This window comes from Solidesulfovibrio sp., from assembly GCF_029978005.1.
Classification (GTDB): domain Bacteria; phylum Desulfobacterota; class Desulfovibrionia; order Desulfovibrionales; family Desulfovibrionaceae; genus Solidesulfovibrio.
In genome coordinates, this window is sequence record NZ_JARKOZ010000073.1 from 26,375 (window position 1) to 51,002 (window position 24,628).

27 protein-coding genes are annotated in these 24,628 nt (G+C 67.7%); 20 read left to right on the forward strand and 7 right to left on the reverse strand.

Going from position 1 to position 24,628, the window contains the following annotated elements; genetic code table 11:
- The first annotated feature begins 1 nt into the window (after position 1).
- The 20 genes from Q1K70_RS08635 to Q1K70_RS08730 all read left to right on the forward strand — a co-directional run bounded on the left by Q1K70_RS08635 (position 2) and on the right by Q1K70_RS08730 (position 18,041).
- Positions 2 to 1,048: a branched-chain amino acid ABC transporter permease gene (locus tag Q1K70_RS08635; protein WP_300157885.1), complete on the forward strand. Its 1,047-nt coding sequence runs from the start codon at positions 2 to 4 to the stop codon at positions 1,046 to 1,048.
- 1 nt (position 1,049) lies between these two features.
- Positions 1,050 to 1,835, forward strand: a complete 786-nt coding sequence (locus tag Q1K70_RS08640; protein WP_300157886.1) for an ABC transporter ATP-binding protein — start codon at positions 1,050 to 1,052, stop codon at positions 1,833 to 1,835.
- Entirely contained in the window at positions 1,828 to 2,535 is a 708-nt protein-coding gene (locus Q1K70_RS08645; RefSeq protein WP_300157887.1) for an ABC transporter ATP-binding protein, read from the forward strand. The genes Q1K70_RS08640 and Q1K70_RS08645 overlap by 8 nt, the downstream gene beginning before the upstream one ends.
- Positions 2,536 to 2,566: 31 nt before the next feature.
- On the forward strand, positions 2,567 to 4,024 hold the full coding sequence (guaB, locus tag Q1K70_RS08650) for an IMP dehydrogenase (RefSeq protein WP_300157889.1): 1,458 nt from the start codon (positions 2,567 to 2,569) through the stop codon (positions 4,022 to 4,024).
- Between the two features lies 1 nt (position 4,025).
- The gene (gene guaA / locus Q1K70_RS08655; protein WP_300157891.1) at positions 4,026 to 5,576 is read left to right on the forward strand and encodes a glutamine-hydrolyzing GMP synthase; all 1,551 of its coding nucleotides are present in this window, start codon (positions 4,026 to 4,028) and stop codon (positions 5,574 to 5,576) included.
- Between the two features lie 49 nt (positions 5,577 to 5,625).
- Positions 5,626 to 5,937 carry a Sec-independent protein translocase protein TatB gene (gene tatB, locus Q1K70_RS08660; protein ID WP_300157893.1) on the forward strand — a complete coding sequence of 104 codons (312 nt, stop codon included), beginning with the start codon at positions 5,626 to 5,628 and terminating at the stop codon, positions 5,935 to 5,937.
- 86 nt (positions 5,938 to 6,023) lie between these two features.
- Positions 6,024 to 6,611, forward strand: a complete 588-nt coding sequence (gene hisB / locus Q1K70_RS08665) for an imidazoleglycerol-phosphate dehydratase HisB (protein ID WP_300157895.1) — start codon at positions 6,024 to 6,026, stop codon at positions 6,609 to 6,611.
- Positions 6,611 to 7,300 (forward strand): hypothetical protein, encoded by a 690-nt coding sequence (locus Q1K70_RS08670; RefSeq protein ID WP_300157897.1) that lies wholly within the window; start codon positions 6,611 to 6,613, stop codon positions 7,298 to 7,300. Before hisB ends, Q1K70_RS08670 begins: the two co-directional genes overlap by 1 nt.
- Positions 7,297 to 8,040 carry a 1-(5-phosphoribosyl)-5-[(5-phosphoribosylamino)methylideneamino]imidazole-4-carboxamide isomerase gene (hisA, locus tag Q1K70_RS08675; protein WP_300157899.1) on the forward strand — a complete coding sequence of 248 codons (744 nt, stop codon included), beginning with the start codon at positions 7,297 to 7,299 and terminating at the stop codon, positions 8,038 to 8,040. Before Q1K70_RS08670 ends, hisA begins: the two co-directional genes overlap by 4 nt.
- A complete protein-coding gene (locus Q1K70_RS08680; protein ID WP_300157901.1) occupies positions 8,037 to 8,237 on the forward strand; it encodes a heavy metal-associated domain-containing protein in 201 nt (66 codons plus the stop codon). The genes hisA and Q1K70_RS08680 overlap by 4 nt, the downstream gene beginning before the upstream one ends.
- A 4-nt stretch (positions 8,238 to 8,241) precedes the next feature.
- On the forward strand, positions 8,242 to 8,937 hold the full coding sequence (locus Q1K70_RS08685; RefSeq protein ID WP_300157903.1) for a thermonuclease family protein: 696 nt from the start codon (positions 8,242 to 8,244) through the stop codon (positions 8,935 to 8,937).
- Positions 8,938 to 9,095: 158 nt separating this feature from the next.
- Positions 9,096 to 9,464, forward strand: a complete 369-nt coding sequence (gene yajC, locus Q1K70_RS08690; RefSeq protein WP_300157905.1) for a preprotein translocase subunit YajC — start codon at positions 9,096 to 9,098, stop codon at positions 9,462 to 9,464.
- Between the two features lie 103 nt (positions 9,465 to 9,567).
- Positions 9,568 to 11,172, forward strand: coding sequence for a protein translocase subunit SecD (gene secD / locus Q1K70_RS08695; protein ID WP_300157907.1), 1,605 nt, complete (start codon positions 9,568 to 9,570; stop codon positions 11,170 to 11,172).
- 95 nt (positions 11,173 to 11,267) lie between these two features.
- The gene (locus tag Q1K70_RS08700; RefSeq protein WP_300157909.1) at positions 11,268 to 13,355 is read left to right on the forward strand and encodes a S9 family peptidase; all 2,088 of its coding nucleotides are present in this window, start codon (positions 11,268 to 11,270) and stop codon (positions 13,353 to 13,355) included.
- 9 nt (positions 13,356 to 13,364) lie between these two features.
- Positions 13,365 to 14,231, forward strand: a complete 867-nt coding sequence (locus Q1K70_RS08705; protein ID WP_300157911.1) for a hypothetical protein — start codon at positions 13,365 to 13,367, stop codon at positions 14,229 to 14,231.
- A 147-nt stretch (positions 14,232 to 14,378) separates the two neighbouring features.
- The gene (locus Q1K70_RS08710; protein ID WP_300157913.1) at positions 14,379 to 15,161 is read left to right on the forward strand and encodes a DUF4198 domain-containing protein; all 783 of its coding nucleotides are present in this window, start codon (positions 14,379 to 14,381) and stop codon (positions 15,159 to 15,161) included.
- Positions 15,162 to 15,228: 67 nt separating this feature from the next.
- Positions 15,229 to 15,837, forward strand: a complete 609-nt coding sequence (gene cbiM / locus Q1K70_RS08715) for a cobalt transporter CbiM (RefSeq protein ID WP_300157914.1) — start codon at positions 15,229 to 15,231, stop codon at positions 15,835 to 15,837.
- Between the two features lie 20 nt (positions 15,838 to 15,857).
- Complete coding sequence (locus Q1K70_RS08720) at positions 15,858 to 16,553, forward strand: hypothetical protein (RefSeq protein WP_300157916.1); 696 nt, start codon at positions 15,858 to 15,860, stop codon at positions 16,551 to 16,553.
- The gene (gene cbiQ, locus Q1K70_RS08725; RefSeq protein ID WP_300157918.1) at positions 16,550 to 17,320 is read left to right on the forward strand and encodes a cobalt ECF transporter T component CbiQ; all 771 of its coding nucleotides are present in this window, start codon (positions 16,550 to 16,552) and stop codon (positions 17,318 to 17,320) included. The genes Q1K70_RS08720 and cbiQ overlap by 4 nt, the downstream gene beginning before the upstream one ends.
- Complete coding sequence (locus Q1K70_RS08730) at positions 17,313 to 18,041, forward strand: ABC transporter ATP-binding protein (RefSeq protein WP_300157920.1); 729 nt, start codon at positions 17,313 to 17,315, stop codon at positions 18,039 to 18,041. Before cbiQ ends, Q1K70_RS08730 begins: the two co-directional genes overlap by 8 nt.
- A gap of 140 nt (positions 18,042 to 18,181) precedes the next feature.
- Here Q1K70_RS08730 and Q1K70_RS08735 read toward each other — a convergent pair whose 3' ends face one another.
- The 7 genes from Q1K70_RS08735 to ileS are packed head-to-tail and all read right to left on the reverse strand — an operon-like array spanning position 18,182 to position 24,535.
- Positions 18,182 to 18,919, reverse strand: coding sequence for a protein phosphatase CheZ (locus Q1K70_RS08735; RefSeq protein ID WP_300157921.1), 738 nt, complete (start codon positions 18,917 to 18,919; stop codon positions 18,182 to 18,184).
- A gap of 6 nt (positions 18,920 to 18,925) precedes the next feature.
- Positions 18,926 to 19,456: a PilZ domain-containing protein gene (locus Q1K70_RS08740; protein WP_300157923.1), complete on the reverse strand. Its 531-nt coding sequence runs from the start codon at positions 19,454 to 19,456 to the stop codon at positions 18,926 to 18,928.
- A gap of 20 nt (positions 19,457 to 19,476) precedes the next feature.
- Positions 19,477 to 19,920 carry an NIL domain-containing protein gene (locus Q1K70_RS08745; protein WP_300157925.1) on the reverse strand — a complete coding sequence of 148 codons (444 nt, stop codon included), beginning with the start codon at positions 19,918 to 19,920 and terminating at the stop codon, positions 19,477 to 19,479.
- A 23-nt stretch (positions 19,921 to 19,943) separates the two neighbouring features.
- Positions 19,944 to 20,948: a tol-pal system protein YbgF gene (ybgF, locus tag Q1K70_RS08750; protein WP_300157927.1), complete on the reverse strand. Its 1,005-nt coding sequence runs from the start codon at positions 20,946 to 20,948 to the stop codon at positions 19,944 to 19,946.
- Positions 20,945 to 21,178 carry a PLDc N-terminal domain-containing protein gene (locus Q1K70_RS08755; protein ID WP_300157929.1) on the reverse strand — a complete coding sequence of 78 codons (234 nt, stop codon included), beginning with the start codon at positions 21,176 to 21,178 and terminating at the stop codon, positions 20,945 to 20,947. Before Q1K70_RS08755 ends, ybgF begins: the two co-directional genes overlap by 4 nt.
- A 37-nt stretch (positions 21,179 to 21,215) precedes the next feature.
- On the reverse strand, positions 21,216 to 21,707 hold the full coding sequence (gene lspA, locus Q1K70_RS08760) for a signal peptidase II (RefSeq protein WP_300157931.1): 492 nt from the start codon (positions 21,705 to 21,707) through the stop codon (positions 21,216 to 21,218).
- 2 nt (positions 21,708 to 21,709) lie between these two features.
- Positions 21,710 to 24,535 (reverse strand): isoleucine--tRNA ligase, encoded by a 2,826-nt coding sequence (ileS, locus tag Q1K70_RS08765; RefSeq protein ID WP_300157933.1) that lies wholly within the window; start codon positions 24,533 to 24,535, stop codon positions 21,710 to 21,712.
- Between the last annotated feature and the right edge of the window lie 93 nt (positions 24,536 to 24,628).

Genomic DNA, 24,628 nt, shown 5'->3' on the forward strand with positions numbered 1-24,628 from the left:
CATGCGCGGCGCGTTCAAGACACTGCTTTACCTCGCGGCGGCGGCGGCCCTCGCCTATCCGCTGACCCCGTTTCGGGACGTCTACGTCCTGCACGTTTTGGTCCTCATCATGGTCTACATGGTCCTGGCCATGGGGCTCAACATCCTGCCCGGCTTCTGCGGCCTGCTGGACCTCGGCTTCGTGGGTTTCTACGGCATCGGCGCCTACACCGCGGGACTCCTCACCATCCACTACAACATGTCCTTCTGGCTGATCGTGCCGCTGGCCGCCGTCAACGGCGCGTTTTTCGGGGTCATGCTCGGCGTGCCCACCCTGCGCCTTGTCGGCGACTACTTCGCCATCGTCACCTTCGGCTTCTCCGAGCTGGTGGTGCTTTTCCTCACCAACGAGATCTGGCTCACGCGCGGGCCCCTGGGCGTGCCCGGCATCGCCCCGGTGTCCATCGACGCGACCTGGCTGGCCACGCTGCTCGGGGTCGATTCGCGCTGGCGCTACGCCTTCCGGGGCGAGGTGCCGTACTTCTACCTGGGCCTTTTGATGGTGATCCTGGTCTACTGCGGCATGCGCCGGCTGGAGGACTCGCGCCTGGGCCGGGCCTGGCTGGCCATCCGCGAGGACCCCATGGCCGCCGCCTCCTGCGGCGTGGACCTTTTGGCCTACAAGGTCATCGCGTTTGCCGTCTCGGCCGGCATCGGGGCCATGGCCGGGGCGTTCTTCGCCCGGTGGACTCTTTTCATCTCGCCGGACATGTTCAAGTTCTGGGAGTCCTTCCTGGTCCTTTGCATGGTCGTGCTCGGGGGCCTTGGCAACATCAACGGGGCCCTGGTCGGGGCCGTGATCCTCATCGCCCTGGGCGAGCTGCTGCGGGTGGCCCTGCCGAGGCTCGGCCTGCCCACGGAAACGCGTTTTCTGGCCTACGGACTCATCATGGTCCTCATCATGCGCTTCCGTCCGGGCGGCATCTTCACCCAGGTGGCGGAAACGACCATGCAAAGCGGACTGATCAAGGAATTGCGGGCAAGGCTTGCCGCGCGGCGGACGGCGTAATATGGATGCTATCTTGAAAGTGGAAGGCGTGAGCAAGCGCTTCGGCGGCCTGCTCGCCCTCGGCGACGTGTCCTTCGCCGTGGAGCGGGGGGCCATCATGGGACTCATCGGCCCAAACGGCGCGGGAAAGACCACCATGTTCAACTGCGTGGCCGGCATCTACAAGCCGACCGAGGGCCGCATCCTGTTCGCCGCGGACGACGCGCAGCGGGACGTGGCCGGCAGGAAGCCCGAGCGCATGACCGCTTTGGGCGTGGCCCGCACCTTCCAGAACATCCGGCTTTTCGCGTCGCTGACCGTGCTCGACAACGTGCGCATCGGCCGCCATTGCCGCACGGCGGCCAACTTCTTCGGCGCGGTGCTGCGCACCAGGTCCCAGCGGGCCGAGGAGCGGCGCATCGTGGACGACGCCATGGAGTGCCTGGACTTCGTGGGCCTGGGCGAGGCCGCCCTGTCCCAGGCCTCGAGCCTTTCCTACGGCGACCAGCGCCGCCTGGAGATCGCCCGGGCCCTGGCCACCCAGCCCAGGCTCCTGCTCCTCGACGAACCGGCCGCCGGCATGAACCCGCGCGAGACCGAGGCCCTGGTGGACCTCATCCACGCCATCCTGGCCCGGGGCGTCACGGTGGTGCTCATCGAACACGACATGAAGCTCGTCATGCGCATCTGCAAGCACCTGGTGGTCCTCGACCACGGGGTCAAGATCGCCGACGGCACGCCGCAGGAGGTCCGGGCCAACCCCGACGTCATCGAAGCCTACCTCGGCAAGGGGGCGGCCCATGCTTGAGGTCCGGGACATCCATACCTTCTACGGCAACATCCAGGCGCTTCGGGGCTTGAGCCTTCGTATCGAGGCCGGGGAGATCGTCACCCTGATCGGGGCCAACGGCGCGGGCAAGACCACGACGCTCATGAGCATCTCGGGCGTCACGCCGCCGAAACAAGGATCGATCACTTTCCTGGGCCAGGAGGTCTCGCGCCTGTCCACGGAGCGCATCGTGTCGCTGGGCATCACGCAAGTGCCCGAGGGGCGCATGATCTTCCCCAGGCTCACGGTCAAGGAGAACCTGCTCATGGGCGGCTACCTGCGCCGGGACAAGGCCGGGGTGCGGGCCGACGAGGAGCGCGTCTACGAGCTCTTCCCGGTGCTGCGGGAGCGCCGCGCCCAGATGGGCGGCACGCTCTCCGGCGGCGAGCAGCAGATGCTGGCCATCGGCCGGGCGCTTCTGGCCCGGCCCAAGCTTTTGCTCCTCGACGAGCCGTCGCTCGGGCTTGCCCCGCTCGTGGTGGAGAATATTTTCGAGATCATCCAGCAGATCAACGCCGACGGCGTCACGGTCCTGCTGGTCGAACAGAACGCCCAGATGGCCTTGCAGATCGCCCATCGCGGCTATGTGCTGGAAACCGGGCGGCTCACCCTGGAAGGGCCGGCCAAGGATCTGCTCAACGACCCCAAGGTGCGCTCGGCCTATCTTGGCCTGGACTAGAAAAGATTCCCGAAACCAGGAGATTCGCGCAATGGAGAAAATCATCGAGACCGGGCTCACGTTCGACGACGTGCTGCTCTTGCCGAGCTACTCGGAGGTGCTCCCGGACGAAGCCGACGTCTCCTCGTGGCTGACCCCGGACATCAAGCTCAACATCCCCCTGGTCAGCGCCGCCATGGACACCGTCACCGAATCCCGCATGGCCATCTCCCTGGCCCGCAGCGGCGGGGTGGGGGTGGTGCACAAGAACATGACCATCGCCGAGCAGCGGCTCGAGGTGGAGAAGGTCAAGAAGTCCGAATCCGGCATGATCATCTCGCCCATCACCGTGCCGCCCGAGATGACCGTGGAACAGGCCCTGGTCGTCATGAGCGAGTACAGCATCTCCGGCCTGCCCGTGGTCGACGGCGACACCCTGGTCGGCATCGTCACCAACCGCGACGTGCGCTTCGTCAAGGACTCCGTGACCAAGGTCCGCGACGTCATGACCAGGGAGAACCTCAAGACCGTGCCCGTGGGCACCACCCTCGAGGAAGCCAAGCACCACCTGCACGCCAACCGCATCGAAAAGCTGCTGGTGGTCGACGCCGACAACAAGCTGCGCGGGCTCATCACCATCAAGGACATCGAAAAGATCCGCAAGTACCCCAATTCCTGCAAGGACGGCCATGGCCGGCTGCGCGTGGGCGCGGCCATCGGCGTGGGGGCCGACCGCGACGAACGGGCCGCTTCATTGCTTGACGCCGGGGCCGACTTCCTGGTCCTCGATTCCGCCCATGGCCATTCCCGCAACATCCTCGAGGCCATCCGGGCCATCAAGGCCAACCATCCGGACTGTCAGCTCGTGGCCGGCAACGTCGGCACCTACGAAGGGGCCAAGGCGCTCATCGACGCCGGGGCCGACGCGGTCAAGGTCGGCATCGGGCCGGGATCGATCTGCACCACCCGCGTGGTGGCGGGCGTGGGCGTGCCGCAGATCACGGCCATCATGGAGGCCTCCCGGGCCTGCCGCGAGGCCGGCAAGCGGCTCATCGCCGACGGCGGCGTCAAGTTTTCGGGCGACATCGTCAAGGCCATCGCCGCCGGCGGCGACACGGTCATGATGGGCGGGCTTTTCGCCGGCACCGAGGAGAGCCCGGGCGAGACCGTGCTCTACCAGGGCCGCACCTACAAGATATACCGCGGCATGGGCTCCATCGACGCCATGCGCGAGGGCAGCTCCGACCGCTACTTCCAGGAGAAGTCCAAAAAGCTCGTGCCCGAGGGCATCGTCGGCCGGGTGCCGTTCAAGGGCCCGGTCACGGAAAGCCTCTATCAGCTCGTCGGCGGCCTGCGCTCCGGCATGGGCTACTGCGGCTGCGCCACCATCGAGGACCTGCAGCTGCGCACCAGATTCGTGCGCATCTCGCCGGCCGGCCTTCGCGAAAGCCATGTCCACGACGTCATCATCACCAAGGAAGCCCCCAACTACCGCGTGGAGACCTACTAGCATGCCCGCCACAGACACCGTCGTCATCCTGGACTTCGGTTCCCAGTACACCCAGCTCATCGCCCGCCGCGTGCGCGAGGCCGGCGTGTACTCGGAAATCCATCCCTGCACCGTCACGGCCAAGGAAGTGGCGGCCATGGGCCCCAAGGCCGTGATCCTCTCCGGCGGCCCGTCGAGCGTCACCGACGCCGACGCCCCGCCTTTCGACCCGGCCGTGTTCGACCTGGGCCTGCCGACGCTTTGCATCTGCTACGGCATGCAGCTTCTGGCCCACACCCAGCCCGGCGGGGCCGTGGCCGCCTCCACGGACCGCGAATACGGCCGGGCGGAACTCACCCTCCAGGCCGACGTGCCCCTTTTCGCCGGGTTGCCCAACGGCGGCCCGCGCACGGTCTGGATGTCCCACGGCGACAAGGTCGTCGCGCCGCCGGACGGGTTCGTGGTGGCCGCGCGTACGAAGAACGTGGAAATCGCCGCCCTGGCCAACGTCTCGCGGCGCATCTACGCCCTGCAGTTCCACCCCGAGGTGGCCCACACCGAGGACGGCGAGCGCATCCTGCACAACTTCCTCTTCGGCGTGGCCGGGCTGACCGCCGGCTGGAGCATGGCCAGCTTCGTCGAGACGGAGCTCAGGGCGCTGCGCGACAAGGTCGGCGACGACGAGGTGGTCTGCGCCCTGTCCGGCGGCGTGGACTCCACGGTCGTGGCCGTGATGCTGCACAAGGCCATCGGCAAAAAGCTCCACTGCATCTTCGTGGACAACGGCCTGCTGCGCCTGGGCGAGGGCGAGGAGGTGGCCGCCTACCTGCGCGAGCACTTCGACCTGAACCTCCACTACATCCAGGCCTCCAAGCTCTTCCTGGACCGCCTGGCCGGCGTGACCGACCCGGAACAGAAGCGCAAGATCATCGGCACGACCTTCATCGAGGTCTTCGAAGCCGAGGCGGCGAAGCTCCCCAAGGTCAAGTACCTGGCCCAGGGCACGCTCTATCCCGACGTCATCGAATCCGTGTCCTTCAAGGGCCCCTCGGCGGTCATCAAGAGTCACCACAACGTGGGCGGGCTGCCCGAGCACATGAAGCTCGCGCTCATCGAGCCGCTGCGGGAACTTTTCAAGGACGAGGTGCGCAAGGTGGCGGTGGAGCTCGGCATGCCCGACTTCATCATCTGGCGGCATCCCTTCCCCGGTCCGGGCCTGGCCATCCGCATCATTGGAGAGGTCACCGAGGAACGGCTTGAGATTTTACGGCGAACGGATAAGATCGTGCAAAACGAACTCCTGGCCTCGGGCTGGTATCGCAAGGTCTGGCAGGGGTTCGCCGTGTTGTTGCCGCTCAAGACCGTGGGGGTCATGGGCGACGGGCGCACCTATGAGAACGTGGCCGCCATCCGGGTGGTGGACAGCCTGGACGCCATGACCGCCGACTGGTCCCGTCTGCCCTCGGAACTCGTGGCCGCCATGTCCAACCGCATCATCAACGAAGTCAAGGGCGTCAATCGCGTGGTGTTCGACGTGTCCTCCAAGCCGCCAAGCACCATCGAGTGGGAATAAGGCTCCCTGCGTAAAACCCGGCTGACGCTGGAAAAGAGCGAGTGAGAGTATGTTCGGCATCGGTTCCACGGAGCTTCTGGTCATCCTGGTGGTGGCCCTCATCGTCATCGGCCCCTCCAAGCTGCCGGACATCATGCGCACGCTCGGCAAGGGCATGGCGGAATTCCGGCGCATGAGCACGGACGTCAAATCCACCCTGGAAGCCGAGGTGGAGCGGGCCGACCGGGAGCAGCGCCAGGCCGAGGCCAAAAAGGACCTCTATCCCGAAAAGCCGGCCGAGCCGGCCGTCGCCGCGGCGACGCCGACGGCCGAGGCCAAGCCGGCCGCCGCGCCGGCGGGCAAGGACGCCCCCCAGGCCTGAGCCGGGAACGGGCGGGCAGGGCAGGGCGAAGGCGCATTCGGGCGCAAGCGACAGACCGAACGCCGCAAGGGCGGTCGGGGAGCGTCATGATCGAACGATTCGGGGCATACTCCCGGGAAACCGGCGAAACCCGCGTGGCCGTGGAAATCGGCCTCGACGGCTCGGGCGCGGCGTCCATCGACACCGGCTACGGCTTCGCCGACCACATGCTCAATCTGCTGGCCTTCTGGGCCGGCTTCGACCTCAAATTGACCTGCCGGGGCGACCTGGAGGTCGACGCCCACCATTCCCTGGAGGACGTGGCCATCTGCCTCGGCGAGGCCTTCCGCCAGGCACTCGGCGACCGGGCCGGCATCGCCCGGGTCGGCATGGCCAAGGTGCCCATGGACGAAGCGCTGTGCGAGGTGGTGATCGACCTGTCGGGCCGGGCCTATCTCGTCTACCGCGAGAACGTGCTGCCGCCGGTCATCGCCGGCGAGGAAAAGGACGTGTGGCGGGAGTTCTTCAAGTCCTTCTGTCACAGCGCCCGGGCCAACCTGCACATCCACTACGAATACGGACAAAACGGCCATCATCTGGTCGAAGCGGCCTTCAAGGCGTTGGGATTGGCCCTGCGCCGCGCCACGGCCGTGGAGGGAGCCAGGGTGCCGAGCACCAAGGGGAGCCTGGACTGATGCGAAACAAATCGTTGCTGCTTCTTGTCGTCGCCCTGGCGACGACCGCGTTCCTGTCGACGGGCTGCGTGCGCCGCACCGCTCCGACGGCGGCCAAGGCCCCCGCCGCCACGGGCGACGCCGCCACCTCGGCCGTGGCCTTCCTCGGCAAGACCTTCGTCGTGGCCCCCTTCACCATCCCGGCCACGGACGCCGACCTGTTCGCGGGCTACCTGCCGTCCTCGCGCCACGTGCCCGAGGTGGCGCCGGTGCACCTCGACGCCGCCCTGGCCGCGGACCTGGCCGGCTCCAAGCAGAACATCCTCCCGGCCCGCCTGGGCGCGGACTGCGCCCGCAGCGCCCCGCGCGGCGGCGAGTCCGGAAGGCTGGCCACCATGCGCTACTGGCAAAACGTGGGCAAGTGCGCCGGCGCGGACTTCGTGCTCGTGCCCCAGGTCATCGACTGGAGCGAGCGCGACGGCGGCGAGACCGGGGCCACCAGGCCGGCCAGCGTGGACCTGGCGCTCACCCTCATCGACACCCGCACCGGCGGCATCGTCAAGAAGTTCCACTTCGAGGAGACCCAGCAGGCCCTGGCCGACAACATCCTCGACGCCAAGAAGTTCGTCGCCAGAAACGGCCGCTGGCTCTCGGCCATCGAGCTGGCCCAGGAAGGCCTGCAAAAAGGCCTGGCGGAGCTCGGCCTGTGATCGTATTCCCGGCGGTGGACATCAAGGACGGCCAGTGCGTGCGCCTGAGGCAAGGCCTGGCCGACGAAGTGACGGTCTTCTCGCCCGATCCCGTGGCCATGGCCCGGCACTGGGCGGACCTCGGCGCGCTGTGGCTGCACATCGTCGACCTCGACGGCGCGTTCAGCGGCCTGCCGCGCAATTTCGAGCTGATCAAGAGCATCTGCGCCGGGGTCCCGATTCCGGTGCAGCTCGGCGGCGGCATCCGCGACGCGGCCACGGCCGCCGCCTACCTCGAAGCCGGCGTGCGCCGGCTCATCATCGGCACCCTGGCCCTGGCCGAGCCCGACGCCTTCGCCGCCATCTGCGCCGCCCATCCCGGCCGGGTGGGCGTGTCCCTGGACGCCGTGGACGGCCGGCTCAAGGTCAAGGGCTGGGTCGAGGACGCGGGGCTTACCGTCGAGGACGTGCTGCCCAAGCTCAAGAAGCAGGGCGCGGCGTTCGTCGTCTACACCGACATCAGCCGCGACGGCATGCAGACCGGCGTCAACACGGCGGCCCTAGAGCGTCTGCTGGCGCTCACGGACCTGCCCGTGGTCCTGGCCGGCGGCGTGGCCACGCTCTCCGATGTCGAAACCCTGTTCCCGTATTCCAAAAAAGGGCTCCAAGGCGTCATCACGGGCCGGGCCATCTACGCCGGAACGCTCGATTTCGGCCAGGCCATGGCCTACATCGCCAGCCAGTCCGAGGAGGTCGCATGACTACCATGACCGTCGGCGGCATGCACTGCCAGAAATGCGTCGCCGCTGTGACCAAGGCCCTGTCGGAAGTGCCCGGACTCTCCAACGTCAGCGTCGACCTGGAAAAGGGCCAAGCCCGCTTCGACGGCGAAGCCCCGGTGGACGCCATCAAGGCGGCCGTGGACAAGATCGGCTTTATCCCCGGTCCGATCAAATAGCCGGATGCGCCCGAACCTGATTGCAACCGGCCGTCGCGGGCTTCGCGGCGGCCGGTTTTTCTTGGCCACGTTTCTGCTCGCCTGTCTGCTCGCGCCGCGCCTCGCCCCGGCCGGCGGGGAGACGGTGCGCGTGGCCGGGGTCTTCGACGGCGACACCTGCCGCCTGGCCGACGGCCGTACCCTGCGCCTGGCCGGCATCGACGCCCCGGAGACGGCCCACGGCGACGCGCCGGCCCAGTACTACGCCGCGGCATCGGCCAAGGCCCTCGAAGCCCTGGTCGCCGGCCGGGAGGCGCGGCTCGTTCGCCAGGGAAACGGCGACGACCGGTTCGGCCGTGTCCTCGGCGACCTCGTCCTGCCCGACGGGACCTCCGTGGCCGAACGTTTGGTCGCAAGCGGCGCGGCCTTCGTCTTCTGGCACCGCGACCTCGACGCCGCCCTCGTCACGCGCCTGTTGGCCGCCCAGGACCGGGCCATGGCCGGCGGCAGGGGATTGTGGCCGCGCCTCCTGGCGCTTGCGCCGCCGCCGAAACCCTTTGTGGGCAATGCCGCCTCGCGGCGTTTCCACGACGCCGCCTGTCCTCATGCCCGGGCCGTGAACCCGCGCAACCGGGTTTTGCTACCCGATCTGCGCGCCGCCTTCGCGGCCGGCTACGCCCCGGCTCGGGAGTGCACGCCCTGGCCGCCGGCCGGTTCGTGAAGCGGCCGACTCCCGGCCTGAAACGGATAAACCTTGACGCGGCGGCTTTTTTGGACCATCCCTAGTCGTCGCAAGAGCCCTTGCGGTTCGCCCCCACCGGAGACCCAGCGGTTTCTGTCGCGACGGGGGCCGGACGTAAAAAACCATCTGGAGGCCGCATGTTCTTTCCGAGCCTGGCGCATGCCATGGGCGCCGCCCCCGGCGGCGATGCGGGAGGCAATCCCATCACCGCGTTTCTGCCGCTGATCCTGATGTTCGCCATCTTCTATTTTCTGCTCATCCGCCCCCAGCAGAAGAAGGCCAAACAACACAAGGAATACCTGTCCGCCCTCAAGCGCGGCGACTACATCCTCACGGGCGGCGGCATCTACGGCCGCATCATGGAAGTGCACGGCGACAAGCTCACCGTGGAGATCGCCAAGGACCTCAATATCGAGATCAACCGCAATTACGTCTCCGGCCCCGGCGATGCCGCCGCCGCACCGGCCAAGGCCGAGCCCAAGGCCAAGACCAAGGATAAGGAATAACCGCATCGGGCGCGAAACGGCCCGATGCACGGCGAAGGGCTGCCCCGGCAGTCCTTCGTTTTGATGTTTCCCCGACGAAAGCCTCCCAAGGAGAGCCCCGTCCATGTCTGGAAATCTGCGCTGGCGACTGGCCGTCATCCTCCTCGTGGCCTTTTTGGGCCTTATCTACATGCTGCCTTCCCTGGGGACGGTCAAGCAGAGCTTTCTCGGCAAATTCCTGCCCGACGACGTCATTAACCTGGGTCTCGACCTCAAGGGCGGCATCCACCTGACGCTTGGCGTCGACGTGGACAAGGCCCTGGCCAACTCCCTGTCCCAGATGGGCCGCGACATCCGCGACCAGGCCAAGGAAGAGGGCATCTCCGTGCTGCGGCCCCAGTCGAGCCCCGACGGCAAGCGCCTGGAGCTCGTGCTGGCAAGCCCCGACAAGCGGCAGGCCTTCGACGACCTGCTGTCCCGCCATTTCAGCGTCCTCGCCGTAAACGGCGTGGACAGCGTGCAGGACGGCAAGTTCCTCTACAGGTTGTCCTTCACGGCGCGCTACGCCGCCGAGCAGGCGCGCCTCACCGTGGACCAGGCCGTCAAGACCATCCGCAACCGCATCGACGAATTCGGCGTGGCCGAGCCGGACATCCGCAAGCAGGCCGACAACCGCATTCAGATCCAGTTGCCGGGCCTGCACGATCCCGAACGGGCCATCAAGCTCATCGGCAAGACCGCCCACCTGGAATTCAAGGTCGTGGACGACAACGCCGACCTGGACAAGGCCCAGAAGGGCATCCTTCCGCCCGGGGACGAACTCTCGGTGCTGCGCCACCGCAACCCCGACGGCTCCTACCTCGAACGCCCCATCGTGTTGCGCGCCGACGCGGTCATGACCGGCGAGAACATCGCCGACGCCCGGGCCAACTTTGACAACACCAACCGGGCCTACGTCGGCCTGTCCTTCACCCCGAGCGGCGCGCGCCAGTTCGAGCGCGTCACCGGCGAGAACGTCAAAAAGCGCCTGGCCATCGTCCTGGACGGCAAGGTCTATTCCGCGCCCACCATCCAGGAGAAGATCAGCGGCGGCCGGGCCAGCATCACCGGCAACTTCTCCACCGAGGAAGCCCGCGACTTGGCCATCGTGCTGCGCGCCGGCGCCTTGCCCGCTCCGGTCAACATCCTGGAGCAGCGCAGCGTCGGGCCTTCCCTGGGGCAGGAATCCATCGAGAAGGGCGTCTATTCCGCCCTGGTCGGCGGCGTCATCGTCATCGCCTTCATGATCGTCTACTACGGCGTGGCCGGGGCCGTGGCCGACCTGGCGCTGCTTTTCAACCTGGTGCTCATCGTGGCCGGCCTGGCCGGCTTCGGCGCGACGCTCACCTTGCCTGGCATCGCGGGCATCATCCTCACCATCGGCATGGCCGTGGACGCCAACGTCATCATCTTCGAACGCATCCGCGAGGAACTCCGCCTGGGGCTTTCGGCCCGCTCCTCGGTGGACATCGGCTACAGCCGGGCCACGCTGACCATCCTCGACGCCAACGTCACCACGATCATCGCCGCCATGGTGCTCTACCAGTTCGGCACGGGACCCATCCGCGGCTTCGCCGTGACGCTCATCCTCGGCATCGTGGCCTCCATGTTCACAGCCATCTTCTTCACCCGGTTCCTGTTCGACCTGTGGCTGTCCAGGCGGCCTGCCGACGCGGGCATTCACATCTGATCCGAAGGCCCCCGCAAGGGGGCCTTTTCACTTCCGTTTGACCGATCTTCCCGCCATCCGTACAGTGCGCGTGGTTTTTCCCGCGAGGTGATTTCGTGCCAAGGCGCGCCCTTTTCCCCCTTCGGCCCTGGCTGCTGGCCCTGGCCCTGCTGCTCGTCCCGGCCTGCCTCGGCACGGCCCGGGCCGGCGATCGCCCCTTCACCATCGACGACATGCTGCGTGTGTCCATGATCGACGAGGTGCGCCTCGCCGGCGACGGCAGCCGCGTCGCCTTCACCGTCACCCGGGTCGAATCCGACGAACTGCGTTCGCGCATCCATGTGGCCGAGGCCGGAAAGGGCCTTTCCCGGCCCGTCACCCCGGAGAGCGAGCAGTGCGAGAAGCCTCGACTGTCCGGCGATGGCGCGCGCCTGGCCTATCTCGTCCAGGGCGACGACGAGACGGATCTGGTTCTGGCCCGCGCCGACGGCGGACAGCCCAAAAAGCTGCTCCACGGCCGCTTCGACATTTTGGACATGGCCTTCACCCCGGACGGCAAGGCCCTCTTTCTGGCCATGACCGCCCAGCCGAAAAGCCCGGGTCCCCGGCTCGACGGCTGCGACGCCGAGGTGGAGATCCTCGACGCCTACGAAGGCGCCACCGGCCTGTACCAGCTGTCCCTGGCCGGACACGCCGCCCCGCGCGCCCTGGTCACGGACCGGGAAGTGGGGGGCTTCGCCGTCTCTCCCGACGGCCGGCGCGTCGCCTACGAGACCGTGCCGCCGGACACGCCTCCGCGGGGCCGTCGCGGGGCCGCCGTGCCGGGCGGGCCGGCCGGGCGCGACGCCGCCCAGAGCGACATCGCCCTGGTCGACCTGGCCACGGGCAAGAGCATTCTTCTGGCCGCGACCGAGGATTCCGAGACTTCGCCGCAATTTTCCCCGGATGGCGCGCTGGTCGCCTACGTGGCCACCCAGGCCCCGGGGTTTTATTTCAACGCCGCCCGGGTCATGGTCGTGCCGGCTTCCGGCGGCGCTCCGCGGGCCCTGGCCCAAACCCCCAACGCCCGGCCCGAACTGCTGGGGTTTTCCGCCACGGGCGACGCCGTCTACGTGCGCGAGGCCTCGGGCACCGGGGCGGTCATCCTGGCCCTGCCCGTGGGCGGCGGCCCGGCGCGCCCGGTCTCGGACACGCCCCACGTCGTGGTCCAGGCCGAGTTGTCCACTTCCGCCAAGGCCTTGGCCCTGGTGCTGACCGACAGCGACCTGCCGCCCGAGGTCTACCTGACCGCCGCCGGCCGGTTCGAACCCCGGCCCGTGTCCGCCATCAACAAGGCCTTCACCGGCCTGCGCCTGGGCAAGACCGAGGTGGTGCGCTGGCGCGCCCCGGACGGCGTCGAAATCGAGGGGCTCTACACCCATCCGGTCGCCCCGGGCAGCGATCCGCCGCCGCTTCTGGTGGAGCTGCACGGCGGCCCGGCCGTGTCCGCCGACCGGCAGTACCTCGGCGCGCTCAACTACTATCCCCTGGCCGTTTTCTGCGAGCGCGGCTACGCGCTTTTTCAGCCCAACGTCCGGGGTTCGGACGGCTACGGGGCCGACTTCCGCCGGGCCAGCCTCGGCGACTGGGGCGGGAAGGACTTCGCCGATCTGCAAAGCGGCCTCGACGCCCTCGTCGCCCGCAAGCTCGCCGACCCCGAGCGCCTGGGCGTCATGGGCTGGAGCTACGGCGGCTATCTGGCCGCCTGGGCCATCGGCCACACCAACCGCTTCAAGGCCGCCTCCATCGGCGCGGGCATCACCAACCTCGTCAGCCAGAGCGGCAGCATGGACCTGCCGGACTTCATCCCGCTCTATTTCGGCGGCGAGGCCTACGAGCGCTTCGACCTCCTCTTCGACCGCTCGCCGCTCAAGTACGCGGCCGCCATCAAGACGCCCACTCTTTTTCAGCACGGCGTGGCCGACGAGCGCGTGCCTTTCACCCAGTCCCTCGAACTCTACACCGCGCTCTCGCGCCTGGGCGTGACTACGCGCCTGGCCGCCTATCCCCGCAGCGGCCACGACGTCACCGAGCCGGCGCTCATCCGCGACCTCATGACCCGAAACCTCGACTGGTTCACCCGGTTCGTGCCCGCCGGCCAGGGCGCGTCCGGAGCCCTGGCCGGGAGCCCGCCGTCTCCGGAACAGGACCGGTCCGGCTCATAGGGCGCGTCCATGGACCGCCGCCGGGGAGCATGCCGCCTTGTCCGCCTTCTTCTCCGGCTGAGTTTCGTCGTCCTTGTCGCCGTGCCCTCCCTGGCGGCGGCCGCGGACGATTCCCGCTGGACGACCGGCGTCACCGCCCGGTCCCTGGGTTTTCGCGACATGCGCGAACCCTTGAGCTTCACCCCGTCCGCCCCCTTCATCGCCCAGCGCCCCGGCTGGAGCCGCGACTGGTCCGAGGAGCGGCTCTATGCCTTCGCGCGCTACGCTCTCGTCGACACGGACGCCTTGACCCTGGCCCCGGGCTTTCACCTGGGAACGTCCGTGGGTCGCTTCACGGCCAGGAACCGGGAGCAGGGTTACTACGAATCCTGGGAGACGCGGCCGGCCTTGCTTTGGGGACCTTCCCTGGACCTGGTGCTGCGCCGGAGCAGGGCAGGGGGGCTGTACTTCCTGGCGCGCTACGAGCTCTTCCTCGCCGCCGCGGCCGAGGCAGGGGAGCAGGTGCGCGCCGCCTCGGGCACGGCCACGCCGCCGTCGGCGCGCGACGCCTTCTTCTCCTGGACCAGCCACGAGGTCACCGCCGCCGTGGGCTACGACTGGGGCAAGGTCGCCTTTGCGGCCGGGTTGACCTTCACCGCCTTTCGCCTGGACAAGCGCCTGACTCACCACGTCGACCCGGCCGCGGCCACGGGCAACGCCCTGGCCGCCATCCTGGCCCTCGACACGCAGGCCAGCCGCTACGGCTACGAGCCGCGATCCCTGATCGCTCCCTTCCTGTCCGCCACCTTCCGTCCCCTTGGCCGCTGGTCCCTGGAAGCGAGCTTGCGGCCCGCCGCCCAGCCCGACGCCGCCTTGACCCTGTCCGTGGGCTTCTGACGAAATTTTCATATTTCATTGTCGGGTATTTTGTTTGTTGCCAATGATTGTCATAGAGTGATACGAAGTGTGCATTGTTGTTACTTTGGGCGTTTGAAACACAAATTTTTCCGCCGGTTCTTGCCGGCGGCGTCGCAAGGAGGCTTCATGACCCACGCCATCCGCACGCTGTGCATCTCCCTGACCGCCGTCCTCTGGGCCGGCCCGGCCCTGGCCCATTTCGGCATGGTCATCCCTTCCCAGGACGTGGTGACGGACAAGGACAAGGCCAAGGTGGACGTCGTGGTCTCCTTTTCCCATCCCATGGAAGGCAACGGCATGGACATGGCCAAGCCCAAGAGTTTCGGCGTGGTCGAAGCCGGCAGGAAGGCCGACCTGACCGGGACGCTCAAGCCGGCCAAGGTCATGGACCACGCCGCCTGGAGCGCGCAGTACGTGTTCAAGCGCCCGGGCGTGTCCACGTTCTTCGTGGTTCCCGAGCCGTATTTCGAGCCGGCCGAGGACAAGTTCATCGAGCATTTGACCAAGGTCGTGGTGCCGTCCTTCGGCGAGGAGGAGGGTTGGGACGAGCCGGTGGGCCTTGCCGCCGAGATCGTGCCCCTGACCCGGCCCTTCGGCAACTACGTGGGCAACGTCTTCACCGGCAAGGTGCTCGTGGACGGCAAGCCCGCGGCCGGGGTCACGGTGGAGGTGGAGTACTACAACAAGGACAAGGCCTACGAGGCCCCCAACGAATACATGACGACGCAGGCGGTCAAGACCGACGCCGAGGGCGTCTTCAGCTACGCCGTGCCCTTTGCCGGCTGGTGGGGCTTCGCCGCCCTGACCGAGGCCCCGGAGACCATCGAAAAGGACGGCGCGGCCAAGAAGGTCGAGCGCGGAGCCGTGCTCTGGGCCAAGTTCCTTGAGCCCAAGCGCAAGAAGAAGTAAGGCCATGGGGTTGCGGCGGAAGCGGCGCGGGCCGTTTCCGCCGCATAGTCCGGGAAAGGCGGAGCGCATGCATATTTCCGAAGGAGTGCTGTCCGGGCCGGTGCTGGCCGGCGGCTGGGCGCTGGCGGCCGGGGGCGTGGCCCTGGGCCTGCGCCGCCTGGATTACGACCGCATCATGACCGTGGCCATCCTCTCGGCCGCGTTTTTCGTGGCCTCGCTCATCCATGTGCCCATCGGGCCGGCGAGCGTCCACCTCATCCTGAACGGCCTGCTCGGCGTGGTGCTCGGGCCGGCCGCCTTTCCGGCCATCTGCATCGCCCTGCTGCTGCAGGCGCTGCTTTTCCAGTTCGGCGGGCTGGTCGTCCTGGGCGTCAACACCGTGGACATGGCCCTGCCGGCGGTCCTGTGCTTCCTGGTCTTCGGGCCGCTTTTGCGGGCCGGGGGCAAGGCCCGGGTCGTGGGGGCGTTTTGCTGCGGCTTTTTCGCCGTGCTCGGCGCGGGCGGGCTCACCGCCCTGGCCCTGGCCCTGTCGGGCGAGGCGTTTACGGCCACGGCCAAGCTCATCCTCACGGCGCATATTCCCATCATGCTGATCGAAGGCGTGCTGACCGCCATGGTGGTGGGGTTTCTGGCCAAGGTACGCCCCGAGATGCTGTCCCCGGGACTTTCCGGGTAGGGTTTTCCCAGGAGCCTTCCATGACCACACGATGCCGGTGCGGCTTCTTCCTGGCCGCCTGCCTGCTGTGCCTGGCGACGGCGCGCGATGCCGCCGCCCACCGGGTCAACGTCTTCGCCTACGTCGAGGGCGACACGGTTCATGTGGAATGCAGCTACAGCCGTTCGGACCGGGTGCGCTTCGGCGACATCGACGTGCAAAACGCCGCCGACGGCAAGAGCTACCTGACCGGCAAGACCGACGAGAAGGGCGATTTCTCCTTCAGCGTGCCCCCGGCGGCCCGGGCGGCCAAGGCCGACCTGCGCATACTGCTGCGGGCCGGCGAAGGCCACCGGAACGACTGGACCGTGAAGTACGACGAATACGCCATGGCCGCCCCCGCCGCCCGGGCGACGCTGGCCGACGCCGCGCCCGTGGCCGCCCAGGCGACGCCCAAGGCCGCCCCAACGACGGCCACACAGGCGACACCGGTCGCCGTGCCCTCGGTCGCCCCTGCCGCGGCCGCGTCCATGGACACGGCCGCCTTCAAGGCCTTGCTGGAGACCACCGTGGAGGGGGCGGTGGAAAAAAAGATCGCCCCTATCCGCAAGATGCTGCTGGACGACAAGGAGAAGGGACCGGGCGCGGCGGAAATTTTCGGGGGCATCGGCTGGCTGGTCGGCATCGCCGGCATCGCCGCCTATGCCAAGAGCCGCAAATCCGGCAGGGGCGCATGATCGACGAGCCCCTTTCCCAGGGGGCGAGCCTGGTGCATCGGCGCGATCCCCGGTTTCGGCTCATCGCCTGCTTGCTGCTTTCCCTGGCCGCCGCCCTGGCCGTCGGCCCGGCCGCGCCGCTTCTTGTCCTTGGCGCGGGGCTGGTCCTTACGCTACTGGCCCGGCTGCCCCCGGGCCTGGTGCTGCGGCGCTTCGTCGCGGTCAACGCCTTCGTGGCCTTCCTGTGGCTGGCGCTGCCCCTGACCACGCCGGGCACGCCCGTCACCGCCTCGTTTCACGGCCTGGCCGCCACCCGGGAGGGCGTCGTCCTGGCCACGCTCATCACGCTCAAGGCCAACGCGGTCTTTTTCTGCGTCCTGTCGCTTCTGGCCACCATCCCGGCCCCGGCCCTGGGCGGGGCGATGCGGGCCGTGGGCGTGCCTGACAAGTTTGCCTTCCTTTTCCTTTTCACCTACCGCTACCTGCACGTCATCAGCGACGAATACGGCCGGCTGGCCACGGCGGCGCGGCTTCGGGGCTTCGTCCCGGCCACCTCGACCCATGCCTACCGCACCTATGCCGCGTTGGTGGCCATGGTGCTCGTGCGCGCCTACGACCGGTCGCGCCGGGTCTACCAGGCCATGGTGCTTCGGGGCTTCGCCGGGCGGTTCGTCAGCCTGGACGGCTTCGCCGCCGACCGGGGCGACGTCGCCTTCCTCATCGTCGCCCTGGCCGTGGCCGTTGCCGGCGGGGCGCTGGAAATCGTCTCCTGGAGGGGACATGTCTGAACCGCTCTTGGCCCTTTCCGGAGTGTGCTTCACCTATCCCGGCACGGCCAGACCCGTGCTCGACGCCCTGGACTTCACCTTTGGCCCGGATGAGCGCGTCGGGCTTTTCGGCCCGAACGGCTCGGGCAAGACCACGCTGTTGCACGTGATGATGGGGCTTTTGCGCCCCGATGCCGGGGCAGTGCGCTTCAAGGGCAGTCCCGCCGTCACGGAAAAGGATTTCCGGGCCGTACGGCGGGGCATCGGGCTTTTGCTGCAAAACGCCGACGACCAGATCATCTACCCCACGGTCCTCGACGACGTGGCCTTCGGGCCGCTCAACTGCGGTCTGTCTCCGCGCCAGGCCAGGGACAAGGCCGAGGCGACCCTGTCGCTGCTGGGGCTGTCCGGCTTCGGCCCCAGGCTCACCCACAGGCTTTCCGGCGGGGAAAAAAAACTCGTCTCCCTGGCCGGAGTGCTGGCCATGGACCCCGAGGCCCTGTTCCTGGACGAGCCCACCAACGGCCTGGACCCGGACACGCGCGAGCGCATCGTGGCCATCCTGGAAAACCTCGGCAAGCCGCTCATCGTCATTTCCCACGACTGGGACTTCCTGGTCCAGGTCACGGGCGTCTATTACAGCATCGAGCAGGGGAAGCTGCTGCACGACCCGGATTTCGTGCTCCACCGCCACGTCCACGGCCATCCCCTGGGCGACCGCCACCACCACCATCACGACTGATTTTTTGCACAAAAAAAGACGCCGTCCCCGTGGACGGCGTCTGAAAAAATCCATTTTTCCCCTATCGGGGAGGTCCAGGAGGGGGTCACCCCCTCCTGGCCGCCGGAGGCATTCTTCTTTTTTCTTCTCTCTCCCGGCGTCTAATCCAGGCCGAGCTGAGAGAGCAGGTCGTCCACGTCGCCCTGCTGGACCTTGCTTTGCGGTCCCTTGAGTGCCGACACCTTCTGCTTGGCCTCGGTTTCGAGGACCTTGATGTCCTTTTCCGGCTCCTCGGCCCAGGCCTTCATCTGCAGGCCCGTGGACAGGTAGAGGTCGAGGACGATCTGCTCGACCTTTTTGATGGCCTCGATGATGCGCTTGATGCGCTGGCCGGTGAGGTCCTGGAAGCTCAGCGTGGTCATGATGCGCATGAGGTCGTCGCCGAGCGCCGCGTTGGATTCGCGAAGTCTGGCCACGGCTTCGGGCGCGGCCTGTCCTTGCTCCAGGGCGTCGAGGTCGCCCGTGGCGCGGGCCTGCAGGTCCATGTGCTTCTCGACGATATCCATGATGTCGGTGGTGGCCGACTCCGTGGTCTGGAGGATCTTGTCGAGCTGCTGCGCGGCTTCCTGGAACAGCTGGTCGGTCTGCTGCCGGTCGCCTTGCGGGATGTGTTCGCCGTCGTGCTTGGCGGCCTTGTTGATTTCCTTGTAGATGTCCTGGAGGCCCTGGCGCATTTCCTGGTTCAGGCGCTGGTGAAACTCGCTCTCCAGAAGGGTGCGGGTGAGGGTCTTGGCCACTTCCCGTTCGATGGTGGCGCTGATGCTGTCGCGCAGGTCCGGGACCACCTCGTGCAGGATCTTTTCCAGCAGCCGTTCAACCAGTTCGTTGTCGTTGACCATACAGCGTCAGTCCCATTTTTTGCCGCGCAGGTCGTCGCGCTGGCTTTGAAAGACGAATTGCACGATGCTTTCCAGGTCGCGTTCGCGGATGCGGGTGAAGTCCAGGGCGTATTCCGTCGAGCCGTCCTCGCGGACTTCCTGCCGGATGATGCGGCCGACCGCGCCGGCCATGCGCAGGGGAAAGCGGGACAGGTCGATGACCGTCTCCACATACTGTTCCAGAGCCAGTTCCGTCGACGTGGTGAAGCGGATGCCCGCACCGCTGATCTCGACGATGCTCACGGCCACGGGGAAGTCGGCGGACAGCTCGTCGCGGCTTTGCATGGAAAGCAGCATGTCGAGCTTGGTGTTGATGGAGCACAGCAGGCTGAAAAGCCCCTCGCTCATGCCGGCCTCGCGGGCGTCGTGGGGGCAGAGTCCCTGGCTGCCGGGATAGGGGGTCTCCCGGTAGACCTGCATGTCGTCGGGCCCCGGCAAGAGGCGCAGACGCCCGGTCAGGCGCGTGGGGATGCGCATGAAGGCGCGTTTCTCTTCCACGGGACCCTCCTTGGGCGTCCTTACATGACGCCGTTTTCCAGCAGGACGTCCATGGCCGCCACCGGGCACACCTTGGTGCACATGCCGCAGGCCGAGCAGGCCTCGTCGTCGAACTCCACGAAACGGGTCGTGATGTTGAGCGACAGGGCCCTGGTCGGGCAAAGGGCCGTGCACATGCCGCAGTGGATGCAGCAGGCGTCGTCGCGGGAGATGCGCTGCGCGGCCGGGGCCACGCCGATGCCCTGGTCCCGGAGGTAGGCCAGGCCGGCCTCGAAGGCCTCGGCCGGGCCGGACAGCTCCAGGGTCATCTGGCCCTCGTGGCGCGGGGTGATCTGGGCCTTGAGGATGCTGAAGTCCAGGCCGTAGACCCGGGCCAGATCGCAGACCACGGGCTTGTTCGAGCTTTCGGGCGGAAAGGTCAGGTAGACGACCTTGCGCAGTTTCTTTTCTTGTGCGGCTTGCATGGAATCGAGGGCTCCTTGCGGCGCTACTTGGGCATCATGGTCTTGGCCCGGGCGGCGAAGGCGGAATCGGGGTACTTGTCGATGACTTCCTTAAACGACAGCTTGGCCGCGCCGGCGTTGCCGAGCTTGGAGAAGGCCACGCCGCGTTTGAAGAGCGAGTCGGCGTGCTTGGCGCTCTTGGGGTACTTCTCGATCACTTCCTGGTAGGACAGGGCGGCGTTGGCGAAGTCGCCGAGCTGGAAGTAGCACTCGCCCATCCAGAAAAGCGCGTTGGGCATGAGCGGGCTCGTCTTGAAGTTGCGGCTGAACTCCTGGAAGATGCCGAGCGCCTCCTGGTACTGCTTGGCATTGAAGCTGGCCAGGCCCTTGGCGTAGACGGCGTCGGCCGGATTCTGGGGCGCGGCCGCCGGCTGGGCGGCGGGCTGGGGTTGGGCCGGGGCCTGGGCCGTCGGCGCGGCATAGCCCGTGGCGTTGTAGGGCGGAATCTCCGTCTCGTCGTCGGGACCGGCCCCGCCGGGCGCGGCCTGGGAACCGTAGCCGCCCTGCGCTCCATAGCCGGTCTGCTGCTGGGCATAGCCGCCCTGGGCCTGGCCGTAGCCGGCCTGCTGCTGTTGCCCGTAGCCGCCGGCTTGGGGCTGGGCGTAGCCGGTCTGCGGTTGGCCGTAACCGGCCTGGGCCTGGCCGTAGCCGGCCTGGGGAGCGGCGGCGGACGGGGCGGCCGCCGCCGGGGCCGCGCCTTGGCCGCCCAGGTCGATGGCCAACTGGGAGGCCATGCGGTTGACGTTGCCTTCGAGCCGGGCCACGCGGCCGGCCAGTTCGGGATCGTTCTTGTTGGCCTGGACCTGCTGCGACAGTTCCTCGACCTTGGCGTTTAAGCGCCTGACTTCGCCCTTGGTGTTTTCCAGCTCGGCCCACATGTCGGCCGGGGTATTGAGCGGAGCGGGCGTCTTGGGGGCCGGCGCGCAGCCGCCGAGAACGGCGGCCAGAGCGGCGGCCAGGACGGCCGTGTTGCGGGATCGGGTCTTCATGACGGCTTACGACCTCGTTTGCGTCCCCAGATCAGATAGGCCAGCCCTCCCAAGAGCGGCACGAAAATGGCCAGGAGGAACCAGCACATCCTCTCCAGGTGGGATGGAAACTCGCGGTGGAAACTTTGCCATATCGCGATGTAATTGGGAAGGATCGCCACGATCAAAAGACCGGCCAGCAGGGCGATCTGGCCGGGGCTCAAGGGCGGCATGTCGGGCAGGATCGGCATGGAATGACCTCTTGGCGAAAGGCGGCCCTGGGGCCGGTTATTTGTCCGGAGTCGGACGGCGCATGCGGTAAAAGGCCACGAGCAGGCCGAGCGAACCGAGGAAGATGGCGATGTCCGCCACGTTAAACGCCGGCCAATGGTAGCTTTTCCAGTAGAAGTCCAGGAAGTCCACGACCTCGCCCGTCCGTATGCGGTCGATGAGGTTGCCGATGGCCCCACCGAGGATGGAGCCCAGGGAGGCGATGAGCAGCGTGTCGGCCTGGCGCGCCATGCGCAGCAGATGGATGATGATGAGCACGGCCAGCGCCGTGGCCGCGAAGAAGAAATAGGTCTGCCACTGGATGTCGGAGCGGTTGAGGAAGCCGAAGGCCGCGCCGCGGTTGAGCACGTAGACGATGTTGAAGAAGTCCGGGATGACCGGGCGGGTGGTGTAGAGCACCATGTGATGCTGGATCCAGGCCTTGGCGGCCTGGTCGAGCGCCACCAGCAGCACGGCCAGGGGAAGGGCGATCCGGAAGCTGCGGCGCATGTCTAGATTCCTTCCGCCTCGAGCACGGCGGCGCAGCGCGGGCACAGGTCCGGGAACCGCTCCGATGCGCCGATGTCCTCGCTGTAGAGCCAGCAGCGGGCGCATTTTTCGCCCTTGGCCCGGGCCACGCCGACGAAAGCGCCGGGCACGGCCTCGCAGGCCACGGCCTCGCCAGGCGCGTCGGCCGCCTTGGACAATTCCACCTTGGAGACGATAAACACCTCGCGCAGGTCCATGCCCAGGGAAGAGACGGCGGCTAGGGCCTCGTCCGGCAGGTACAGGGTCACGGCCGTTTCCAGGGAATGGCCCACCTCGCCGGCCTTGCGGCGTGGCTCGATGGCTCGGGTCGCCTCGCCGCGAAGGGCGGCCACCAGGTCCAGCCGCTCTCTGGTCTCCGGATCGAGACTCCAGGAGGCGGCGTCGAGGGCCGGCAGGCTGAAGACCGAGACGCCTTCGCCGCGCTGGCAGGCCGGCGTGTGGCGGAAGACCTCTTCGGCGGTGAAGGAAAGGATGGGGGCCATCTGTCGCATGAGCACGATAAGGACGCGCCACAGGGCCGACTGGGCCGAGCGGCGCTCCGGGCTGTCCGTGGCCGAAACGTACAGGCGGTCCTTCAGGATATCGAGGTAAAACGCCGACAAATCCGTGACGCACAGGTTGTGCAGGGCGTGGAAGACCTTGTGGAACTCGTAGGCGGCGTAGGCCTCGTCCATGCGGGCCGATTCCCGGGCGGCCGTGTCCAGGGCGTAGCGGTCGAGGGGCAGCATGTCCGCCGGGGCCACGTCGTGCCTGGCCGGATCGAAGTCCGACAGGTTGCCCAGGAGGAACCGGCAGGTGTTGCGGATGCGGCGGTAGGCCTCGACCAGCCGGGAGAGGATCTCGTCTGAGATGCGGATGTCGTCGCGGTAGTCCACGGCCGACGTCCACAGGCGCAGGATCTCCGCGCCGTGCTTGTCGATGATCTCTTGGGGCTCCATGCCGTTGCCAAGCGACTTCGACATCTTGCGACCCTCGCCGTCCACCACGTAGCCGTGGGTGAGGACCTGGCGGTAGGGGGCGACGCCGCGCGTGCCGAGGGCGGCCAGGAGCGAGCTGTGGAACCAGCCCCGGTGCTGGTCCGAGCCCTCCAGGTACATGTCGGCCGGGAAGGCCAGTTCCGGGCGCTTTTCGAGCACGGCGGCGAAGCTCGTGCCCGAGTCGAACCAGACGTCGAGGATGTCCGTCTCCTTGCGCCAGTGCGTGCCGCCGCAGGAGGGGCAGGTCAGGCCCGCGGGCACGATGTCGGCCAGTTCGGCCTCGAACCAGTAGTCGCAGCCGCGTTCGTGACCGGCGAACTTCTCGGCCACGGAGCGCATCCAGGCGGCGTCGTTGTAGGCCGTGTCGCAGGACTCGCAGATGAGCGCCAGGATGGGCACGCCCCAGGTGCGCTGGCGCGAGATGCACCAGTCCGGCCGGCCGGCGATCATGTTGTGGATGCGTTCCTTGCCCCAGGCCGGAATCCATTCCACGTCCCGGTCGATGGCGGCCAGGGCGCGTCCGCGCAGGTCGCCCGCCTCCATGGAAATGAACCACTGGGTGGTGGCCCGGAAGATGACCGGCTCCTTGCAGCGCCAGCAGTGGGGGTAGGAGTGGCGGATCTTGCGCTCTGCCAGCAGGTGCCCGACTTCCTTGAGCTTGTCGATGACCTTGGGGTTGGCTTCCCAGACGGTGAGCCCGGCGAAGTAGGGCACCACGTCCAGGAACCGGCCGGCGTCGTCCAGGGGCGAGAGGATGTCCAGGCCGTGGCGCAGGCCGGTTTCGTAGTCCTCGCGGCCGTGGCCCGGCGCGGTGTGCACCAGGCCCGTGCCGGCGTCGAGGGTCACGTAATCGGCGGTGACGATGGGCGAGGGACGGTCGTAGAAGGGATGGCGGGCGGTGAGCCCCGCCAGGGCCGCGCCCTTGGCCTCGGCCAGGACCGTGGCCTCTTCCCAGCCGAACATCCCGCGCACGCTCTCGAGGAGCTCCCGGGCCAGGACGTACTGCCCGTCGCCGGCGGCGACCAGGGCGTAGTCGAATTCCGGATGGGCGGCCACGGCCATGTTGTCCGGCAGGGTCCAGGGCGTGGTGGTCCAGATGACGGCGTAGGCCCGGGCCGGATCGGCCATGGGGAAGACATCCTTGAGCTTGGGGTCGGTCAGGGGAAAGCGCACGAAGACCGAGGGCGAGGTCTCGTCGGCGTATTCCACCTCGGCCTCGGCCAGGGCGGTTTGGCAGGACAGGCACCAGTGGATGGGCTTCTTGCCCCGGTAGACCGAGCCCTTTTCCACGAAGTCGCACAGGGCCAGGGCCGTGGCCGCCTCGTAGGAGGGGCGCATGGTGAGGTAGGGGTCGTCCCAGTCGCCGAACACGCCCAGCCGCTTGAATTCCTTGCGCTGGATGTCCACGAATTTGGCGGCGTAGTCCCGGCACAGGCGGCGCACGGTGACGGCGGGCAGGTTCTCCTTGCCCTTGGCCTTGAGTTCCTGGGACACCTTGTGCTCGATGGGCAGGCCATGGCAGTCCCAGCCCGGCACGTAGGGAGCCTGGTTTCCGGCCAGGTGGCGCGACTTGACGATAATGTCCTTGAGGATCTTGTTGAGGGCGTGCCCCATGTGCAGATGGCCGTTGGCGTAGGGGGGGCCGTCGTGGAGCACGTAGCGGGGGGCGGCCTCGCGCGCGGCGAGCATGCGGCGGTAGACGTCGTTGTCGGCCCAGAACTTGAGGGTTTCCGGTTCCTTTTCCTTGAGGTTGGCCTTCATGGGAAAGGTCGTCTGGGGCAGCTTGAGGGTCTTTTTATAGTCGGTGCTCATGGCGATGGGATTCCTTGGGCTTGTCCGGCCTGCGAGCGGGCGTGCGACGCCGGAGAAACCGCCTGTTTGAAACAAGGCGCGGGGGAAGTCAAG